Annotated in this window: 14 protein-coding genes and 2 pseudogenes; 8 read left to right on the top strand and 8 right to left on the bottom strand. The window is 72.5% G+C overall.

The annotated features are described in order from the left end of the window. The first annotated feature begins 79 nt into the window (after positions 1–79). Genes ACIBL4_RS03200 through ACIBL4_RS03185 form a run of 4 tightly spaced genes read left to right on the top strand, consistent with a single transcriptional unit; the run spans position 80 to position 4,099 of the window. The gene (locus ACIBL4_RS03200; protein WP_399405954.1) at positions 80–1,444 is read left to right on the top strand and encodes an FAD-dependent oxidoreductase; all 1,365 of its coding nucleotides are present in this window, start codon (positions 80–82) and stop codon (positions 1,442–1,444) included. After that, positions 1,441–2,331 carry a dihydrodipicolinate synthase family protein gene (locus ACIBL4_RS03195; protein WP_399405952.1) on the top strand — a complete coding sequence of 297 codons (891 nt, stop codon included), beginning with the start codon at positions 1,441–1,443 and terminating at the stop codon, positions 2,329–2,331. Before ACIBL4_RS03200 ends, ACIBL4_RS03195 begins: the two co-directional genes overlap by 4 nt. 14 nt (positions 2,332–2,345) lie before the next feature. Then, complete coding sequence (locus ACIBL4_RS03190) at positions 2,346–3,347, top strand: proline racemase family protein (protein WP_399405950.1); 1,002 nt, start codon at positions 2,346–2,348, stop codon at positions 3,345–3,347. Next, entirely contained in the window at positions 3,344–4,099 is a 756-nt protein-coding gene (locus tag ACIBL4_RS03185; protein WP_399405948.1) for a GntR family transcriptional regulator, read from the top strand. Before ACIBL4_RS03190 ends, ACIBL4_RS03185 begins: the two co-directional genes overlap by 4 nt. A 60-nt stretch (positions 4,100–4,159) precedes the next feature. On the opposite strand, the gene ACIBL4_RS03180 is transcribed toward ACIBL4_RS03185, so the two are convergent. The 4 genes and pseudogenes from ACIBL4_RS03180 to ACIBL4_RS03165 form a co-directional block, all read right to left on the bottom strand. Next, positions 4,160–5,095 carry a PDR/VanB family oxidoreductase gene (locus tag ACIBL4_RS03180; protein ID WP_399405946.1) on the bottom strand — a complete coding sequence of 312 codons (936 nt, stop codon included), beginning with the start codon at positions 5,093–5,095 and terminating at the stop codon, positions 4,160–4,162. Continuing rightward, a complete protein-coding gene (locus tag ACIBL4_RS03175) occupies positions 5,092–5,271 on the bottom strand; it encodes a hypothetical protein (protein WP_399405944.1) in 180 nt (59 codons plus the stop codon). Before ACIBL4_RS03175 ends, ACIBL4_RS03180 begins: the two co-directional genes overlap by 4 nt. Then, complete coding sequence (locus ACIBL4_RS03170) at positions 5,268–6,338, bottom strand: Rieske 2Fe-2S domain-containing protein (protein WP_399405942.1); 1,071 nt, start codon at positions 6,336–6,338, stop codon at positions 5,268–5,270. Before ACIBL4_RS03170 ends, ACIBL4_RS03175 begins: the two co-directional genes overlap by 4 nt. A 146-nt stretch (positions 6,339–6,484) precedes the next feature. After that, positions 6,485–6,646 (bottom strand): annotated as a pseudogene (locus ACIBL4_RS03165) (hypothetical protein); the annotation flags it as partial. Positions 6,647–6,890: 244 nt separating this feature from the next. Between ACIBL4_RS03165 and ACIBL4_RS03160 the strand changes: the two are divergent. Beyond that, positions 6,891–8,129 (top strand): PP2C family protein-serine/threonine phosphatase, encoded by a 1,239-nt coding sequence (locus ACIBL4_RS03160; RefSeq protein WP_399405940.1) that lies wholly within the window; start codon positions 6,891–6,893, stop codon positions 8,127–8,129. A gap of 162 nt (positions 8,130–8,291) precedes the next feature. After that, positions 8,292–8,462: a hypothetical protein gene (locus ACIBL4_RS03155; RefSeq protein WP_399405938.1), complete on the top strand. Its 171-nt coding sequence runs from the start codon at positions 8,292–8,294 to the stop codon at positions 8,460–8,462. A gap of 272 nt (positions 8,463–8,734) precedes the next feature. On the opposite strand, the gene ACIBL4_RS03150 is transcribed toward ACIBL4_RS03155, so the two are convergent. After that, the gene (locus ACIBL4_RS03150) at positions 8,735–10,024 is read right to left on the bottom strand and encodes an MFS transporter (protein WP_399405936.1); all 1,290 of its coding nucleotides are present in this window, start codon (positions 10,022–10,024) and stop codon (positions 8,735–8,737) included. Between the two features lie 163 nt (positions 10,025–10,187). Here ACIBL4_RS03150 and ACIBL4_RS03145 point away from each other — a divergent pair, with 163 nt between their 5' ends. After that, the gene (locus tag ACIBL4_RS03145) at positions 10,188–12,239 is read left to right on the top strand and encodes a phosphocholine-specific phospholipase C (RefSeq protein WP_399405934.1); all 2,052 of its coding nucleotides are present in this window, start codon (positions 10,188–10,190) and stop codon (positions 12,237–12,239) included. On the opposite strand, the gene ACIBL4_RS03140 is transcribed toward ACIBL4_RS03145, so the two are convergent. Both ACIBL4_RS03140 and ACIBL4_RS03135 read right to left on the bottom strand, forming a co-directional pair. Further along, complete coding sequence (locus ACIBL4_RS03140; RefSeq protein WP_399405932.1) at positions 12,229–13,176, bottom strand: hypothetical protein; 948 nt, start codon at positions 13,174–13,176, stop codon at positions 12,229–12,231. The genes ACIBL4_RS03145 and ACIBL4_RS03140 overlap by 11 nt on opposite strands. Continuing rightward, complete coding sequence (locus ACIBL4_RS03135; RefSeq protein ID WP_399405930.1) at positions 13,173–13,982, bottom strand: phosphatase PAP2 family protein; 810 nt, start codon at positions 13,980–13,982, stop codon at positions 13,173–13,175. The genes ACIBL4_RS03140 and ACIBL4_RS03135 overlap by 4 nt, the downstream gene beginning before the upstream one ends. 167 nt (positions 13,983–14,149) lie before the next feature. Here ACIBL4_RS03135 and ACIBL4_RS03130 point away from each other — a divergent pair, with 167 nt between their 5' ends. Beyond that, positions 14,150–14,758, top strand: a complete 609-nt coding sequence (locus ACIBL4_RS03130) for a TetR/AcrR family transcriptional regulator (RefSeq protein ID WP_399405928.1) — start codon at positions 14,150–14,152, stop codon at positions 14,756–14,758. Between the two features lie 162 nt (positions 14,759–14,920). On the opposite strand, the pseudogene ACIBL4_RS03125 reads toward ACIBL4_RS03130, so the two are convergent. Further along, a pseudogene (locus ACIBL4_RS03125) lies at positions 14,921–15,832 on the bottom strand (hypothetical protein); the annotation flags it as partial. Between the last annotated feature and the right edge of the window lie 75 nt (positions 15,833–15,907).

Raw genomic sequence — 15,907 nt, 5'->3', positions numbered from 1 at the left:
GGCGATGACCGGGGCGGCCCCGACGAGTCGGGTGGCCTCCGGCCCGGCCATGCGAGCGCGGGCGACGAGGGTGACGGCCATGCACACTGAACTCGCCGTGATCGGCGCCGGACCGGCCGGGCTGGCCGCGTCCCTCGCGGCGGCCACGCGCGGCATCCGGGTCGCCCTCATCGACGCGGCGACGGAAACCGGCGGGCAGTTCTACCGGCAGCCCGCCGCCGGGCTCGCAGCCGGGCGGCCCGAGGCGCTGCACCACCAATGGCGCACCTGGGAGCGGCTGCGGGACGGCCTCGCCGCCAGTTCCGTACGCGTACGGACGGACCATCATGTGTGGTGCGTGGAACGGACGTCCGGCGGCTTTACCGTGCACGCCCTGCTCGGCCCGGAGCAGGAGGAGCCGGCCGAGGTGCACGCCCGGGCCGTGCTCCTGGCCACCGGCGGATACGAGCACGTACTGCCCTTCCCCGGCTGGACCCTCCCGGGCGTCGTCACCGCCGGGGGCGCCCAGGCCATGCTCAAGGGCGGGCTCGTGGTGCCGGGACGGCGGGCCGTCGTGGCCGGGACCGGGCCGCTGCTGCTGCCCGTGGCGACCGGGCTCGCGGCGGCCGGCGTCGACGTCGCCGCGCTCGTCGAGTCCACCGGCCCCGGGCGGCTGGCCCGTCACGGCCGGGCCCTGGCCGGCAAGCTCCCCGAGGGCGCCGGCTACGCCGCCCGGCTGCTGCGCCACCGCGTGCCGGTCCTGGCCCGCCACACCGTCGTCCGCGCCCACGGCGAGGACCGGCTGACCGGGGTCACGGTCGCCGCCCTCGACACCGCCGGTCGCGTCCGGCCCGGCACCGAGCGGCGGTTGCCCTGCGACACCCTGGCCGTCGGCCACGGCATGCTTCCGCACACCGATCTGGCGGAGGGCCTCGGCTGCGGCCTGGACGGGCTCGCCGTGGCGGTCGACGCCGAGCAGCGCACGGACGTACCCGGCGTGTGGGCGGCCGGGGAGTCCACCGGTATCGGCGGCGCGCTCCTCGCCCTCGCCGAGGGGCACATCGCCGGGTGCTCCACCGCCGCCCACCTGCGCGGCACCGCCCCGGACCCGGCCCCTGCCGCCCTCAAGGCCCGTACGACACTCAGGAGTTCGGCGGCCGCCGTCGACGCCGCCTACGCGCCGCCCGCGCACTGGCCCGAGCAGGTCACCGACGACACCGTGGTCTGCCGCTGCGAGGAGGTCACCGCCGGTGCCGTGCGCGAGGCCCTGGATCTCGGCGCGGGCGACGAGCGCACCGTGAAGCTCATGACCCGGGCCGGAATGGGCTGGTGCCAGGGCCGGATGTGCGCCGTCGCGGTCGCGGGTCTCGCCGGCTGCCCGCCCTCCCCGTCCAGAAGGCCGTTCGCCCGTCCCGTACCGCTCGGCGTCCTCGCACGGCAACACACCCAGGAGGAACTGTCATGACCGACCACCGCCCCTGGCGCGGCGTCCTCGTCGCCACCGCGCTCCCGCTGGACGGCGACCTCTCCGTGAACTACGACAAGTACGCCGAGCACTGCTCCTGGCTGGTCGAGAACGGCTGCGACGGCGTCGTGCCGAACGGCTCCCTCGGCGAGTACCAGGTGCTCACCCCCGAGGAGCGCGCCCGGGTCGTCGAGACGGCCGTCGCCGCGATCGGCGGGCAGCGCGTCGTGCCCGGCGTCGCCGCCTACGGGTCGGCCGAGTCCCGGCGCTGGGCCGAGCAGGCGGGCGAGGCGGGCTGCCGGGCGGTGATGCTGCTGCCGCCGAACGCCTACCGCGCCGACGAGCGTTCCGTCCTCGCCCACTACGCCGAGGTCGCGAAGGCGGGCCTTCCGGTCGTCGCGTACAACAACCCCATCGACACCAAGGTCGACCTCGTGCCGGAGCTGCTCGCCCGGCTGCACGGCGAGGGACACATCCGGGCCGTGAAGGAGTTCTCCGGAGACGTCCGCCGGGCCTACCGCATCGCCGAACTCGCCCCCGAACTCGACCTGCTGATCGGCGCGGACGACGTCCTGCTGGAGCTGGCCGTCGCGGGCGCGAAGGGCTGGGTCGCCGGGTATCCGAACGCGCTGCCCCAGGCGTCCGTCGAGCTGTACCACGCGGCCGTCGACGGCGACCTCGACACCGCGCGGTCCCTCTACCGTCAGCTGCATTCGCTGCTGCGGTGGGACTCGCGCGTGGAGTTCGTCCAGGCCATCAAACTCTCCATGGACCTGGTCGGCCGCCACGGCGGGCCCTGCCGGCCGCCGCGCATGCCGCTGCTGCCCGAGCAGGAGGCCGCCGTCCGGGCCGCCACCGAGAAGGCCGTCGCGGCCGGACTGGCGTAAGGGAAGGCGGGATCATGCGCAGCAGACTCGTCCTGCACGCCGTCGACTCGCACACCGAGGGCATGCCGACCCGCGTGATCACCGGCGGCATCGGCACCATCCCCGGCGCCACCATGAACGAACGGCGGCTGTACTTCCGCGAACACCGCGATGACATCAAGCAGTTGCTGATGAACGAGCCGCGCGGCCACTCCGCCATGAGCGGCGCGATCCTCCAGCCGCCGACCCGGCCGGACTGCGACTGGGGCGTCGTCTACATCGAGGTCTCCGGCTATCTGCCGATGTGCGGGCACGGCACGATCGGTGTGGCGACCGTGCTCGTCGAGACCGGCATGGTCGAGGTCACCGAGCCGGTCACCACCATCCGGCTCGACACCCCGGCGGGCCCGGTCGTCGCCGAGGTGGCGGTGGCGGACGGGGCCGCCACGTCGGTCACCCTCCGGAACGTGCCCTCCTTCGCCGCCGGTCTCGACCGCAAGGCGACCCTCGCCGACGGGCGGACGGTGACGTACGACCTCGCCTTCGGCGGCAACTTCTACGCCATCCTGCCGCTGGAGCAGTTCGGCCTGCCCTTCGACCGGTCCCGCAAGGACGACATCCTCCGGGCCGGGCTGTCCCTCATGGCCGCCGTCAACGCCGAGGACCCGCCCGTCCACCCGGACGACCCGTCCATCCACGGCCTCCACCACGTCTACCTGGCCGCCCCCGGCTCGACCGCCCGCCACTCCCGGCACGCCATGGCCATCCACCCCGGCTGGTTCGACCGCTCGCCCTGCGGCACGGGCACCAGCGCCCGCATGGCACAACTGCACGCGCGCGGCGAACTCCCGCTGCACACCGAGTTCGTCAACGAGTCCTTCATCGGCACCCGGTTCACCGGCAGACTGCTCGGCACCACCGAGGTCGCCGGCCACCCGGCCGTGCTGCCCAGCTTCACCGGACGCGCCTGGATCACCGGCACTGCCCAGTACCTGCTGGACCCCGAGGATCCGTTCCCGGCGGGGTTCGTCCTGTGAGCCGCACACCCGCGCTGCCCGTGCTGGGCAGCAGGAAACCCAGCCACCGCGAGCGGGTCGCGGACGCCCTGCGGGCCGCCCTGATCGCCGGAGAACTGCTCCCCGGCGAGGTCTACTCGGCCCCCGGCCTCGCCGCCCGCTTCGGCGTCTCCGCCACCCCCGTGCGCGAGGCCATGCTCGACCTCGCCAAGGAAGGCCTCGTCGACACCGTGCCCAACAAGGGCTTCCGGGTCACGGCCGTCTCCGACAAGCAGCTCGACGAGTACACCCACATCCGCGCGCTGATCGAGATCCCCACCACGGCGAGTCTCGCGGCCTCGGCCGACCCGGTGGCGCTGGAGGCCCTCCGGCCGGTCGCCCAGGAGATCGTCACCTCCGCCGCGGCCGGCGACCTCATCGCCTACGTCGAGGCCGACCTGCGCTTCCACCTCGGCCTGCTGGCCCTCGCCGGCAACGACCACCTCGTCGACGTCGTACGGGACCTCAGACGCCGCTCCCGCCTCTACGGCCTGACCGCGCTCGCCGAGCAGGGCCGGCTGGAGGCGTCGGCGGAGGAACACCTGGAGATCCTCGACGCGCTGCTAGCCCGGAACGAGGAGGCCGTCCGGGCGGTGATGACCCGTCACCTGAGCCACGTCAGGGGCCTGTGGGCAAGCGCCCTTCAGGGGCGCGGGGCTGTGACACCACGCGGCTCCGCCGCGTGGGCGCGACCAGCCCCCACGGCGTCGCGACCAGGAGCCGGGGAGGGCTGACGTCGGTCGCCGCCCCGGTGCGGGACCGGGACGGCGAGGTGGTCGCGGCCGACCTGCGGATCACAAGTCCAGCACCAGCCGCCGCCCCCGGCACCGGGACACGCAGATCATCATCGTCTCCCCGCTCTCCTGCTCCTCCTGGGTGAGCACGGAGTCCCGGTGTTCCGGGGTGCCGTCGAGGACGTCGGTCTCACAGGTGCCGCAGGTGCCCTCGGTGCAGGAGAAGAGCACCTCGACCCCGGCGTCGCGCACGGCGTCCAGCACGGACACGTCCGGCGCCACGGTGAGGGTCCTGCCGCTCCGCGCCAGCTCCACCTCGAACCCGGTGTCGCCGTCCGTCTCCTGCTCCTTGGGCCGGAACCGCTCGACGCGCAGCACCGCGGACGGGCAGCGCTCCTCGACCGCGTCCAGCAGCGGGCCGGGGCCGCAGCAGTAGACGAGCGTGCCCTCGGGTACGTCGTCGAGCACCGAGGGCAGGTCCAGCAGCCCCGTCTCGTCCTCGGGCGCGATCGTCACCCGGTCGCCGTACCGGGCCAGTTCCTCGCCGAACGCCAACGACCGGCGGGTGCGCCCGCCGTACAGCAGCGTCCACTCGGCGCCCGCCGCCTCGGCCGCGGCCAGCATCGGCAGGATCGGGGTGATGCCGATGCCGCCCGCGACGAAGCGGTAGCGGGGGGCGGGCTCCAGGCGGAAGTTGTTCCGGGGACCGCGCACGCGGACCTTGTCGCCCTGCCCCACCTGCTCGTGCACATGGGCCGAGCCGCCCCGGCCGTCCGGCTCGCGCAGCACCGCGATCCGCCAGGCCGACCGGTCGGCCGGATCGCCGCACAGCGAGTACTGCCGTTCCAGCCCGGGGCCGAGCACGACGTCGATGTGGGCGCCCGGCTCCCATGCCGGCAGCGGCTCGCCGAGCGGGTGGCGCAGGGTGAGGGCGAGCACGCCGTCGGCGGCCGACTCCCGCCGCTCGACGACGAGTTCAGCTTCGTACACGCTCATGAACCGTTCCCTCGTAGCTCGTCGACGTCATGCCCCTGGGGGTGGGCGAGCATCCACTCCCACATCTCCACCGGGTCCTGCGCGGTGTGCTCCCGGCCGCAGTGGCAGGTGCCGTGCAGGACGTCGGTGCCGGGCAGCCAGTCGATACGGTAGATCTCTCCGGTCGGGCTCGTCACTGGACCTTCTCCACGGGCTTCTCGCCCTCCTCGACCAGCCGGGCGAGGATGCGGCGGGCGGCCAGACCGCCGGTGTCGATGTTGATGCTCAGCTCCTGGTAGCCGGTGCGCTCGGTGCCGAGGGTCTTCTGCAGCAGGTTGAGGGCGGTGACGTCCTGCATCACGACCGTGTGGTTGTTGCCGCGCAGGAACTCGGTCACCTCGGCGTCGTCGGTCGCCCAGTCGCGGGAGACGGCCCAGAAGTCGTACACCTTGCCGTCGCCGGACGGGGTGATCGCGTACGTGATCTCGGTGTGGAAGCCGTTCGGGTCGCTGCCGTCCGCCTCGGGCAGCACACCGACCGGGGCGATGCGGCTGTGCAGCAGATACAGGCAGGGCGCGTGGTACTCGATGTCCTGCCAGCGGGTGATCCGGCCCTCGATACCGGTGGACTTGGCGTAGAAGGGCGGGCACGCGGCGTCGTCCATGTGCCGGCTGACCCGGACGATGCTGGCGCCCTCGTCGACCTCCGTCGTGATCGGCGTCTCGGCGACCTCGGGGGTGCCGATGTACCCGCCGTGCAGATACGTCTCATGGGACAGGTCCAGGAGGTTGTCGACGAGGAGCCCGTAGTCGCAGTCGATGGGCTCCATGCCGCGCACGGTGACCCAGCCGGGGGAGTCGAGGTGCCTGGCGCGCGGGATGCCCTGCGGATCGGCGAGCGCCGGGTCACCGATCCACACCCAGATCAGCGAGTCCTGCTCGACGACCGGGTAGGAGGCGACCCGGGCCGTGCGCGGCACCCGCTTCTGTCCCGGCACGTACACGCACGTACCGGTCGTGTCGTACGTGAACCCGTGGTACCCGCACACGATCCGGTCGCCGTCGAGGCGCGTCGGGGCCTCGGACAGCGGGTACCGGCGGTGCACACACCGGTCGTGCAGCACCACCGGAGTGCCCTCCTCCTCGGTCCGGTAGAGCACGAGCGTCTCACCGAGGATCGTCCGTCCGAGCAACTCCCGCCCGACCTCGTGACTGTAGGCGGCGACGTACCACTGGTTCCTGGCGAAGGCGGTCATGTGGGGCATGGCGTTCCCGTCCCTGTCGGCGGGGCGCCGTCGCCCCGCGTGCCGTGGTTGGAATCAGGGTCGTGACGGCTGCGGTCGCTGCGCAAGACGGCTTCCGTCAGACGGAAGGGCTTCCGCGAAAGGGCTGGTCAGGGTGTTGCTGTCCCTCAGGCCGGGGTGAACGTGAAGGTGAACTCGGCCGGGGCTGCGTGGAGGTGGTGCTGCGGCAGGACGTCCGGCCCGCAGGACTGGCTGCCGATGCCGTGCTGGGCGTGGTCGAGGTTGACCCACACCGTGTCCCCGGGCCGCAGGTCCGGGAGGTGCCCGGCGCGAGCGCGAACACGTACAAGCAGGTGGATCCCCTCTGGGAGCCGTATCTGATCCGGGTGAACGGCCGGGGACACCCCCGCGGGGCGCGCGTATTCTCCTGTCCTACGAGTGCGAGGAGGCGAGCGCCACCACGGGGGCCGGCCGGACTGCAGTGCGCGACACGTCGTCCGGCGGGCGTGCCCGGCGGGCTGCTCGTAGGTTGGAGTTGCAGCGGTCGCGCCTGTAAAGATCGGCAGGTCACGCGTGACGTCAGCGGAGATGGATTTCGAGGAGCTGTTCGACGCCGCACCGAATCCGTACCTGGTGCTGGACGCCGACCTGGTGGTCTGCCATGCCAACCGGGCCTACCTCCGGGTCACCGGCAGGAACCGCGAAGAGCTGGTCGGGCGGTACATCCTGGAGGCGTTTCCGGACACTCCCGGCGCGCCGGAGGCGGCGCGTGACTTCGGCGCCTCGCTCCAGCGCGTCCTGGACTCCCACGCGCCCGACGTGGTGGCGCCGCGGCGGTTCGACATTCCCGTCGACGGGAAGCCGGGCCAGGTGGAGGAGCGATGGTGGTGCGGGATGTCCAGCCCCGTCCTGGGGACGGACGGCGACGTGAAATGGATCATCGCCCGGGCCGACGACGTCACGGAGTTGATGCGTTCCCCCTTCATCCGGGAGCTCACCCCGCCGCTGAGCAACCAGGTGACGGGGATCGCGGCCCAGGTGTACGCCCGTTCCCATGATCTGGAACAGCTGAACGAGCGGCTGCGCCAGGCACACGCCCGTGAACGTGAGATCGCCGTCACCCTCCAGGAGGTGATGCTCCGCTCGCCCGACCTGGACAGGCACCCGGACATCGCCGTGCGCTACCTGCCGGCCAGCGGATCACTCAATGTGTGCGGTGACTGGTACGACGTGGTCGATCTGCCGCCCGACCGGTACTCGGTCGCCATCGGGGACGTCGTCGGCCACGGCCTGGAGGCCGCCGCTGTCATGGGCATGCTGCGCAGCGCCCTGAGCGCCGCCATCCGGGCCGTGCCCAGCCCCGCACAGGCCTTGGAGGTGCTGGGCCTGTACGCCAGGGCGGTCGACGGCGCGCTGGCCACCACCGTGGCCAAGGTGCTCATCGACCCGCGCAGCCGGCTGATCATCTACAGCAACGCCGGCCACCCACCGCCGATCCTGCTCAGCCCGGGCGGCGGCTGCCGACTGCTGGACCAGGCCACCGACCCGCCCCTGGGCGCCCGTCCGGAACACGTCCCCCGGCCCCAGGCCGGTCTGCCCTACCTCCGCGGGGACACCCTCGTGCTCTACACCGACGGCCTCATCGAACGCCGCGACGAGGACATCGACATCGGCCTGGCCCGGCTGATCGACGCCCTGGGCCGGTCCGGCACGCTCCCGGTGGAGGAACTCGCCGACGGACTGCTGACCGAGATGGGCGTCCCCGGCGGTGGTCAGGACGACGACATCGCCCTGGTCGTCGTCCGCCTGTGAGCGGATTTCCAGGGAAGCTCTTTGGCGTGGACGCATGATTCAGGGGTCAGGACGCTGACGGCACGCCGGGCGGAACATCCTGTGGAACGCGACGTTCCTCGTCCTGCTCGGGGCCGCCGGCCTCGCCGTCCACGGCAGGTTCTTCCCCACAAGTCGCTGAGCATGTGCTTCACGCCCAAGGTCGACCCCGGGGACACGAGCGGGGTCGATGTCGTGTGCCCCACGGCGGAGCATCCCGGTGAGGCGGTGGGCACCCCCGCCAGCAGGCGGGCCCAGCCGAGGGACATCCTCACCGTCGAGATCGCCGGGCTCGCCGGCGCGTGCACCTGGTGACCCGGCCGGTCGACGACCGCGCGCAGATGACGCCGGCGGAGGTGGGCAGGACGGCCGACGCCGTGACCGACCCCGAGAGGGCCCCGTCCGGGAGAGCAACGTGCTGGGAGAGGCGACCGGGGCGTCCGGACCGCCGACCGCCTTCGAGAACGACGCGGGACCGCACGAAGGGCCACCGGAGAGGGCGCGCGAGGGAGCGCAGCGGGACGACGAGGCGGAGAGGGCGCGACCGCGAGCCGGGCCCTGACCGGCCGCAGCCCCGGCGTGCCCGCTCACCGCCGGAGAGGTGCGTGAGCCGTCTCGGGCAGCCGCAGGTACACCAGCGACGACAGCAGGCAGAGCACCGCGACGTACCAGGGGAACAGTCCGGCGTGGCCCACCTCCTTGAACAGCGTGCCCACGTACGGAGCCGTGCCGCCGAAGAGGGCCACCGTCAGCGAGTAGGGGAAGCCGATACCGGCCGCGCGGACCCGGGGCGGGAAGATCTCCGCGTTCACGGCGGCGCTGATCGAGGTGAACCCCGTCAGCAGCACCATTCCGGCGCACTGCACGAGCAGCAGTACCGCGAACGAGTCGCGCAGGGCGTGCAGCAGGGGCACGGTGAGCAGGGCGAAGCCCAGGCCGAAGAAGAGGAGCAGCGGGCGGCGGCCGAAGCGGTCCGACAGGAGGCCGCCGAGCGGTTGCAGCAGGGCGAAGAAGGCCAGTGAGATCGTGCCCGCGAGCAGCGCGTCCGACTTCTCGAGACCCGCGTTGAGTTCGGCGTACGTCGGAAGGTACGACGTCCACGTGTAGTAGGCGATGGTGCCGCCCGCCGTGATGCCGCCGATGAGGAGGGACTCGCGCGGGTGCCGGCGCAGCGCCTCGAACAGACCGGGGCGCGGCGCCTGCTGCTGCTCGGCGCTGCGGGTCTCCTGCGCGCCCTGCCGGATCCAGAAGCCGACCAGGCTCAGCACGGCCCCGAGCACGAACGGCACGCGCCAGCCCCAGCCGTTCATCTGCCCGTCGTTCAGCGTGTCCACGAGCAGCGTGGCGATGCCGGAGGCGACGAGCTGTCCCACGGTCGTCGACACGTACTGGAAGCTGGAGAACAGCCCGCGCCTGCCGGGGCCCGCCGACTCGACCAGGAAGGTCGTCGAGGCCGCGAACTCGCCGCCCACGGACAGGCCTTGCAGCAGCCGTGCCAGGACGAGGATCACCGGCGCCAGTACGCCCATCGCCGCGTATGTCGGGGTCAGCCCGACCAGCAGGCTGCTGCCGCCCATCAGCAGGATGGTGACCGTCAGCGCGGCCCGCCGCCCGTGCCGGTCCGCGACCGCGCCCATCAGCAGCCCGCCGACCGGCCGCATGAAGAAGCCCACCGCGAACACCGCGAACGTGGACAGCAGCGGCACCAGCGAGTTGTCCGCGCTCTTGGGGAAGACCTGGGCGGCGATGTACGTGGCCAGAAACGTGTAAGCGTACCAGTCGTACCACTCCACGGCGTTGCCCACGGAGGCGGCGAGGAGCTGGCGAACGGGCCGTTTCGTCGGCGGGGAGGCCGTCTGCGTCTCTGTCACGTCCATGACCCTCCCCTGACGGTGCCCCGGCACACCTCACGTACCGGCGACTTTCACACCACTGTCACCGGCCCCTTCCTTGACGTTTGGTGTCCCTGAAACACTCCTTCCGCGCAGATTCCGTCACGTTCCGGCCATCCCGTACCTCTGGATGAGAGGTCTGTCCTTCATGTCCGAAGTCAACCGGCGCCGCTTTCTTCAACTCGCGGGTGCCACCACGGCCTTCAGCGCCCTCGCCGCCAGCATCCAGCGCGCCGCCGCGCTCCCGGCCAACCACCGCACCGGGTCGATCGAGGATGTCGAGCACATCGTCGTCCTGATGCAGGAGAACCGTTCCTTCGACCACTACTTCGGCACCCTGAGAGGCGTCCGTGGCTTCGGCGACCCGCGCCCGGTCACCCTCGACAACGGCAAACCGGTCTGGCACCAGGAGAAGGACGGCAAGGAGATCCTGCCGTTCCACCCGGACGCCGACGACCTCGGCATGCAGTTCCTGGAAGGCCTGCCGCACTCCTGGCCCGACGGCCACCAGGCCTACAACGGCGGCAAGTACGACCGGTGGGTGCCCGCCAAGGGCACCACGACCATGGCGTACCTGACCCGCGAGGACATCCCCTTCCACTACGCCCTCGCCGACGCCTTCACCGTCTGCGACGCCTACCACTGCTCGTTCATCGGCTCCACCGACCCGAACCGCTACTACATGTGGTCCGGGTACACGGGCAACGACGGCACCGGCGGCGGCCCGGTCCTCGGCAACGACGAACTCGGCTACGGCTGGACGACCTACCCCGAACGCCTGGAGCAGGCCGGTATCTCCTGGAAGGTCTACCAGGACATCGGCGACGGCCTCGACGCGAAGGGCTCCTGGGGCTGGATCCAGGACGCCTACCGCGGCAACTACGGCGACAACTCGCTGCTGTACTTCAACAAGTACCGCGACGCGAAGCCCGGTGATCCCTGGTACGACAAGGCCCGCACGGGCACCAACGCCAAGGCCGGCGAAGGCTACTTCGACCAGCTGAAGGCCGACGTCAAGGCCGGCAAGCTGCCGCAGATCTCCTGGATCGCCGCCCCCGAGGCCTTCTCCGAGCACTCCAACTGGCCGTCGAACTACGGCGCCTGGTACATCGCCCAGGTCCTGGACGCCCTCACCGCCAACCCGGAGGTCTGGTCGAAGACCGCCCTGTTCATCACCTACGACGAGAACGACGGCTTCTTCGACCACGTCGTACCGCCCCTGCCGCCGAAGGACGCCTCCCGCGGCAAGTCCACCGTCGACGTCTCCCTCGACCTCTTCCCGGGCGACGGCAAGAACACGGCAGGCCCCTACGGCCTCGGACCCCGGGTGCCGATGCTGGTCGTCTCGCCCTGGAGCAAGGGCGGATACGTCTGCTCCGAGACGTTCGACCACACCTCCATCCTGCGGTTCATGGAACGCCGCTTCGGCGTGCGCGAGACCAACATCTCGCCCTGGCGGCGGGCGATCTGCGGTGATCTCACCTCCGCGTTCGACTTCTCCCGCAAGGACACGCGGCCCGCACCGCTGCCCGGCACCGACGCGTACGAGCCACAGGACCGCGAACGCCACCCCGACTACAAGCCCACCCCGCCCGCCGACCCTCGCATGCCCCGGCAGGAGCGCGGCCTGCGCCGCGCCCGGCCGCTGAAGTACGCCCCGCACGTGGACGCCTCGGTCGACGCGGCGGCCGGGAAGCTCACCCTCGCCTTCGCCTCCGGGCCGAAGGCCGGCGCCGCCTTCCACGTCACCTCCGGCAACCGCACCGACGGCCCCTGGATGTACACCACCGAGGCCGGCAAGACGCTCTCCGACACCTGGAACTCGGCTTACCCGACGGGCACGTACGACCTCACCGTGCACGGCCCGAACGGCTTCGTGCGGGTCTTCAAGGGGGCGAACAGGACGGCGGGCTGCGAGGTCACCGCACGCCACACCGGTGACGACATCCAGCTGACCTTCACCAACAAGGGCTCCAGCACGGCACGGCTGAAGCTCTCCGACGCGTACGGCGGTCGGCCCTCGACGGTCACCGTCCGCCCGGGCGCGAGGGTGCGGCGGACCGTGGACCTCGCCGCCGGCCGCCGCTGGTACGACCTGACCGTCACCGCCGAGGGCGACAAGGCGTTCCTGCGGCGGTTCGCGGGACACGTCGAGAACGGGCAGCCGGGCGTGAGCGACCCGGCGTTCATCACCGCGTAGCCGCACTGAGGTGCCCCGGATCGTGCGGCCGGGGCACCAACGCCGGTTCGGCCGTGGCAGAACCGGGTTCCAGGGCCAGGACGGCGGCCACCGGATGGTCGTCGTCCGCCGGGACGGCCGCGGGGGTCGTCCGGCTGAGCAGCACCACGCCCCAGGACGCCAGGCCGGCCCCGGCGAGCGCGAGCAGCATGCCCGCCGGGCCGCCCTGGAGGCGTTCGCCCAGCAGCGCCAGGCCGATCACCGCGGCGGCCAGCGGGTTGGCCAGGGTCACCATCGCGAGCGGACCGCCGAGACCGCCCCGGTAGGCCGTCTGCGACAGCAGCAGCCCGCCGGCCGCGAACGCCGCCACGAGCAGCGCCACCCCGACCACCTGGACACTCAGCAGCGGACCGGACCGGTCCGTCGCGGCCACCGTCATGGTCTGCGTGAGGGCCGAGGCGACCCCGGAGGCCATGCCGGACGCACTCGCGTGCCGCAACCCGGGGCGGGCGCCCGGTCGGGACAGCACCCCGATGAGGGCCGCGGTCGCGCCCGCCACCGTCAGCGCCTCGGGCACGCTCAGCACGTCGTCGGGGGTCGGCCCGGACGCCGTGACCAGAATTGCGGCCAGGCCGAGCAGCGTCAGCGCGGTGCCCCGCCACTCGACGGCACTCACCCGCCGCCCCGCGAGCCGCGCCCCCATCGGCACCGCCGCGACCAGGGTGAGGGCGCCGAGCGGCTGGACCACGGTCAGCGGACCGTACTTCAGCGCCACGACGTGCAGCAGCGCGGCGGCCGCGTTCAGACCGACCGACCACCACCAGGCGCCACTGGAGAGCATCCGCAGCGTGCCCGAGCCGGGCGAGCGGGAGGCGAGCCGCTCCTGGGCGACCGCTGCGGCCGCGTAGGCGACGGCGGAGACGAGGGACAGGACCACGGCGACGAGGACGGCGCTCATCGGCCCGCTCCCGTCAGCACTTGCTCCTCGGTCCGGGCCTGAGCCGGTACGAGCCTTTCCTGCGCGCGGCCCGCCGTCGTCACTGTGCGGTGCGGCAGGTGAAGTGCCGCGACGGCGACACCCAGCAGCGCCGTGGCCGCGATCGCGTCGAGCCAGTAGTGGTTCGCCGTGCCGACGATCACCAGCAGCGTCAGCAGGGGATGCAGCAGCCACAGCCAGCGCCAGTGCGAGCGGGTCGCCACGATCAGGCCGACCGCCACCATCAGCGCCCAGCCGAAGTGCAGCGACGGCATCGCCGCGAACTGGTTCGACAGGGAGTCCGTTGCGGGAGTGCCGTACACCGACGGGCCGTACACCCGCGCCGTGTCCACCAGGCCGGTCGCGGCCAGCATGCGCGGCGGGGTGAGCGGGAACAGCAGGTGCACGACCAGGGCGGCGGCGGTGACGGCGGCCAGCACCCGGCGGGCCCACACGTAGTGGGCCGGGCGGCGCAGGTACAGCCAGACCAGGAAGGCGGCGGTGGCCGGGAAGTGGACGGTCGCGTAGTAGGTGTTCGCGACGTGCACCAGGCCGTCGCCGTGCAGCAGCAGGGACTGCACCGCCCCCTCGCCGGGCAGGTGGACCGCTCGTTCGAGGTCCCACACGCGGTGCGCGTTGTGGAAGGCCTCGCCGGTGTGGCCCGTGGCCAGCTGCCGGCCGAGCTTGTAGACGAGGAAGAGCCCTGCGACGAGCAGGAGCTCCCGGACGAGCGGCGGTCGCGCTATCGCGTCGGACCCCGCCGGCGCAGGCTCGGTGCGGGCATTCATTCCCCCGGCCCCTTCGGTGACGGTGGTGCTGTTATCGGTACGAGTGCGTACCGATACGCCAGTGTACCGATACGGCCGCGTACCGGTACACTGGCGTATCGATAGACGAACGACACACCGCCGGCCGGGAATTTTCCGGCCGCCCGAGGACGCCAGGAGCACAGCCCATGACGTCGCAGGCTGCGGACCGACCTGAGCCGGTCGGTTCCTCGCGCCGCTCCAAGATCACCCCGGAGCGTGAGCAGGAGTTCTACGACGCCGTACTGGAGCAGCTCCGCGAGTGCGGCTACGACTCCGTCACCATGGAGGGCATCGCGGCCAGCACCCGGTGCAGCAAGTCCACGCTCTACCGGCAGTGGAAGACCAAGCCCCAGCTCGTGGCGGCGGCGCTGCGCTCCCACCGGCGGACGCGCTGCATCGACACCGGCTCGCTCGCGGACGACCTGCGCGAGGCCGCCCGGGCGGCGGGCGAACTGTCGGGCCGGGACACCAAGCTCCTCCAGGCGCTCGCCCATGCCGCGCCCCAGGACCCCGAGTTGAAGCGCGCACTGCGCGAGGCGCTGGTCGAACCGGAGATCGCCGCGCTGAAGGAGATCATCCGGCGCGGGGTCGAACGGGGCGAGGTGCCCGCCGATCACCCGGCGCTGGAGTACGTCCCGGCGCAGATGTTCGGCGTCCTGCGCATCCGGCCCGTGCTGGAGGGCGAGGACGCGGACCCGGACTATCTGGTCCGGTTCGTGGAGGCGGCCGTGCTGCCGGCCCTCGGCCTCACGTGAGACCCGGGCCGCCGTCCCCGGGATGACCGGACGGCGACCCGACCGCGCCGACCCGTGGGGACGGGGGCGGCGCGCACCCCCCGGCCGGGCGGGGTGCCCCTGTGAGCGGCGGGGGCGCCCCACCCGGCCGACGGTGTCCCGGCCCGGCCGGTTCGGTGCCGGTCAGACGGTCTGTCCGTCGCCGCCGCCCGTCGACACCTTGATGCCCTTGGTGATCTCGTCCAGGACGGTCTCCTTCTGGTCGGCGTCGATGCCGAAGCGCACCACGACCATCTGCTTGGCGTTCGCGGGGGAGGGGAACGCGAGCGACTCCACGATGCCGTCGGCGCCCTTGCTCGTGACGGCCTTCCAGCGGACCAGGTAGCCCTTCTGCCCGGCCACGGTCACGGCCTTGGAGTCCATCACGTCGTGGGAGGTGATCCCGCCGTAGGACTTGCCGCCGTAGGACTCCTCGGCGTTCGCCGCGATGTCCGCCTTGGCGATCTCCTCGGCGGTGCGGCCCTTGGTGCCGAGGGCCAGGGCCGGGGCCGAGTAGGCTCCGCCCTTCGTGCAGGTCGAAGAGGTGTCGCCGGGGCACTTGTAGGAGTCGTCGGACGTCACCTGCGCGCCGACCGTGACCTCCTGGCCGTACCAGCCCTCGGGGATCGGCAGGCTGATCCCGCTGACCGCGTCGGTCACCGACCCGCTCCTGATCTTCGGCGGCTCGGACTGCTCGGGTGACGGACTCTGCCCACCGGAGCCGCCGTCCCCGCCGGAACCTCCGGATCCGCCGGAACCTCCGGAGCCGCCGGATCCACCGTCGCCGCCGGAACCTCCGGATCCGCCCGGTCCGCCGAACGGCCCGCCCTGGCCCCCGGGTGTGCCCGGGCCGCCCGGTCCCTGCGAGGTGGCGGAACCGCCGCCCGAGCTGCCGTTGTCGGTCAGCGCGTACACGCCGACGCCGATGCTGGCGAGCACGACGACGGCTGCCGCCACGGCTATCCCGATCCGCAGCCCCCGCCCCCGGCCGGCGGCCGGAGGTGCGGCGGGGTAGGCGGGATACCCGGGGGCAGCCGGATACCCGGCCCCGGGCGGATACCCGGCCCCGGGCGGATACCCGGCCCCGGGCGGATACCCAGGACCGCCCGGATATGCGGGGGCTCCCGGTTG

It is taken from the genome of Streptomyces sp. NPDC050416, assembly GCF_044458845.1.
Taxonomy (GTDB): domain Bacteria; phylum Actinomycetota; class Actinomycetes; order Streptomycetales; family Streptomycetaceae; genus Streptomyces.
The sequence above is the reverse complement of the archived record's forward strand: the minus strand, read 5'-3'. Positions and strand labels throughout refer to the sequence as shown.

Excerpts from the sequence above, each read along its gene's own strand:
- ACIBL4_RS03200 (WP_399405954.1), top strand. The coding sequence starts at position 80 with ATGCACACTGAACTCGCCGTGATCGGCGCCGGACCGGCCGGGCTGGCC.
- ACIBL4_RS03195 (WP_399405952.1), top strand. The coding sequence starts at position 1,441 with ATGACCGACCACCGCCCCTGGCGCGGCGTCCTCGTCGCCACCGCGCTC.
- ACIBL4_RS03190 (WP_399405950.1), top strand. The coding sequence starts at position 2,346 with ATGCGCAGCAGACTCGTCCTGCACGCCGTCGACTCGCACACCGAGGGC.
- ACIBL4_RS03180 (WP_399405946.1), bottom strand. The coding sequence starts at position 5,095 with ATGAGCGTGTACGAAGCTGAACTCGTCGTCGAGCGGCGGGAGTCGGCC.
- ACIBL4_RS03170 (WP_399405942.1), bottom strand. The coding sequence starts at position 6,338 with ATGCCCCACATGACCGCCTTCGCCAGGAACCAGTGGTACGTCGCCGCC.
- ACIBL4_RS03155 (WP_399405938.1), top strand. The coding sequence starts at position 8,292 with ATGTGCTTCACGCCCAAGGTCGACCCCGGGGACACGAGCGGGGTCGAT.
- ACIBL4_RS03150 (WP_399405936.1), bottom strand. The coding sequence starts at position 10,024 with ATGGACGTGACAGAGACGCAGACGGCCTCCCCGCCGACGAAACGGCCC.
- ACIBL4_RS03145 (WP_399405934.1), top strand. The coding sequence starts at position 10,188 with ATGTCCGAAGTCAACCGGCGCCGCTTTCTTCAACTCGCGGGTGCCACC.
- ACIBL4_RS03140 (WP_399405932.1), bottom strand. The coding sequence starts at position 13,176 with ATGAGCGCCGTCCTCGTCGCCGTGGTCCTGTCCCTCGTCTCCGCCGTC.
- ACIBL4_RS03135 (WP_399405930.1), bottom strand. The coding sequence starts at position 13,982 with ATGAATGCCCGCACCGAGCCTGCGCCGGCGGGGTCCGACGCGATAGCG.
- ACIBL4_RS03130 (WP_399405928.1), top strand. The coding sequence starts at position 14,150 with ATGACGTCGCAGGCTGCGGACCGACCTGAGCCGGTCGGTTCCTCGCGC.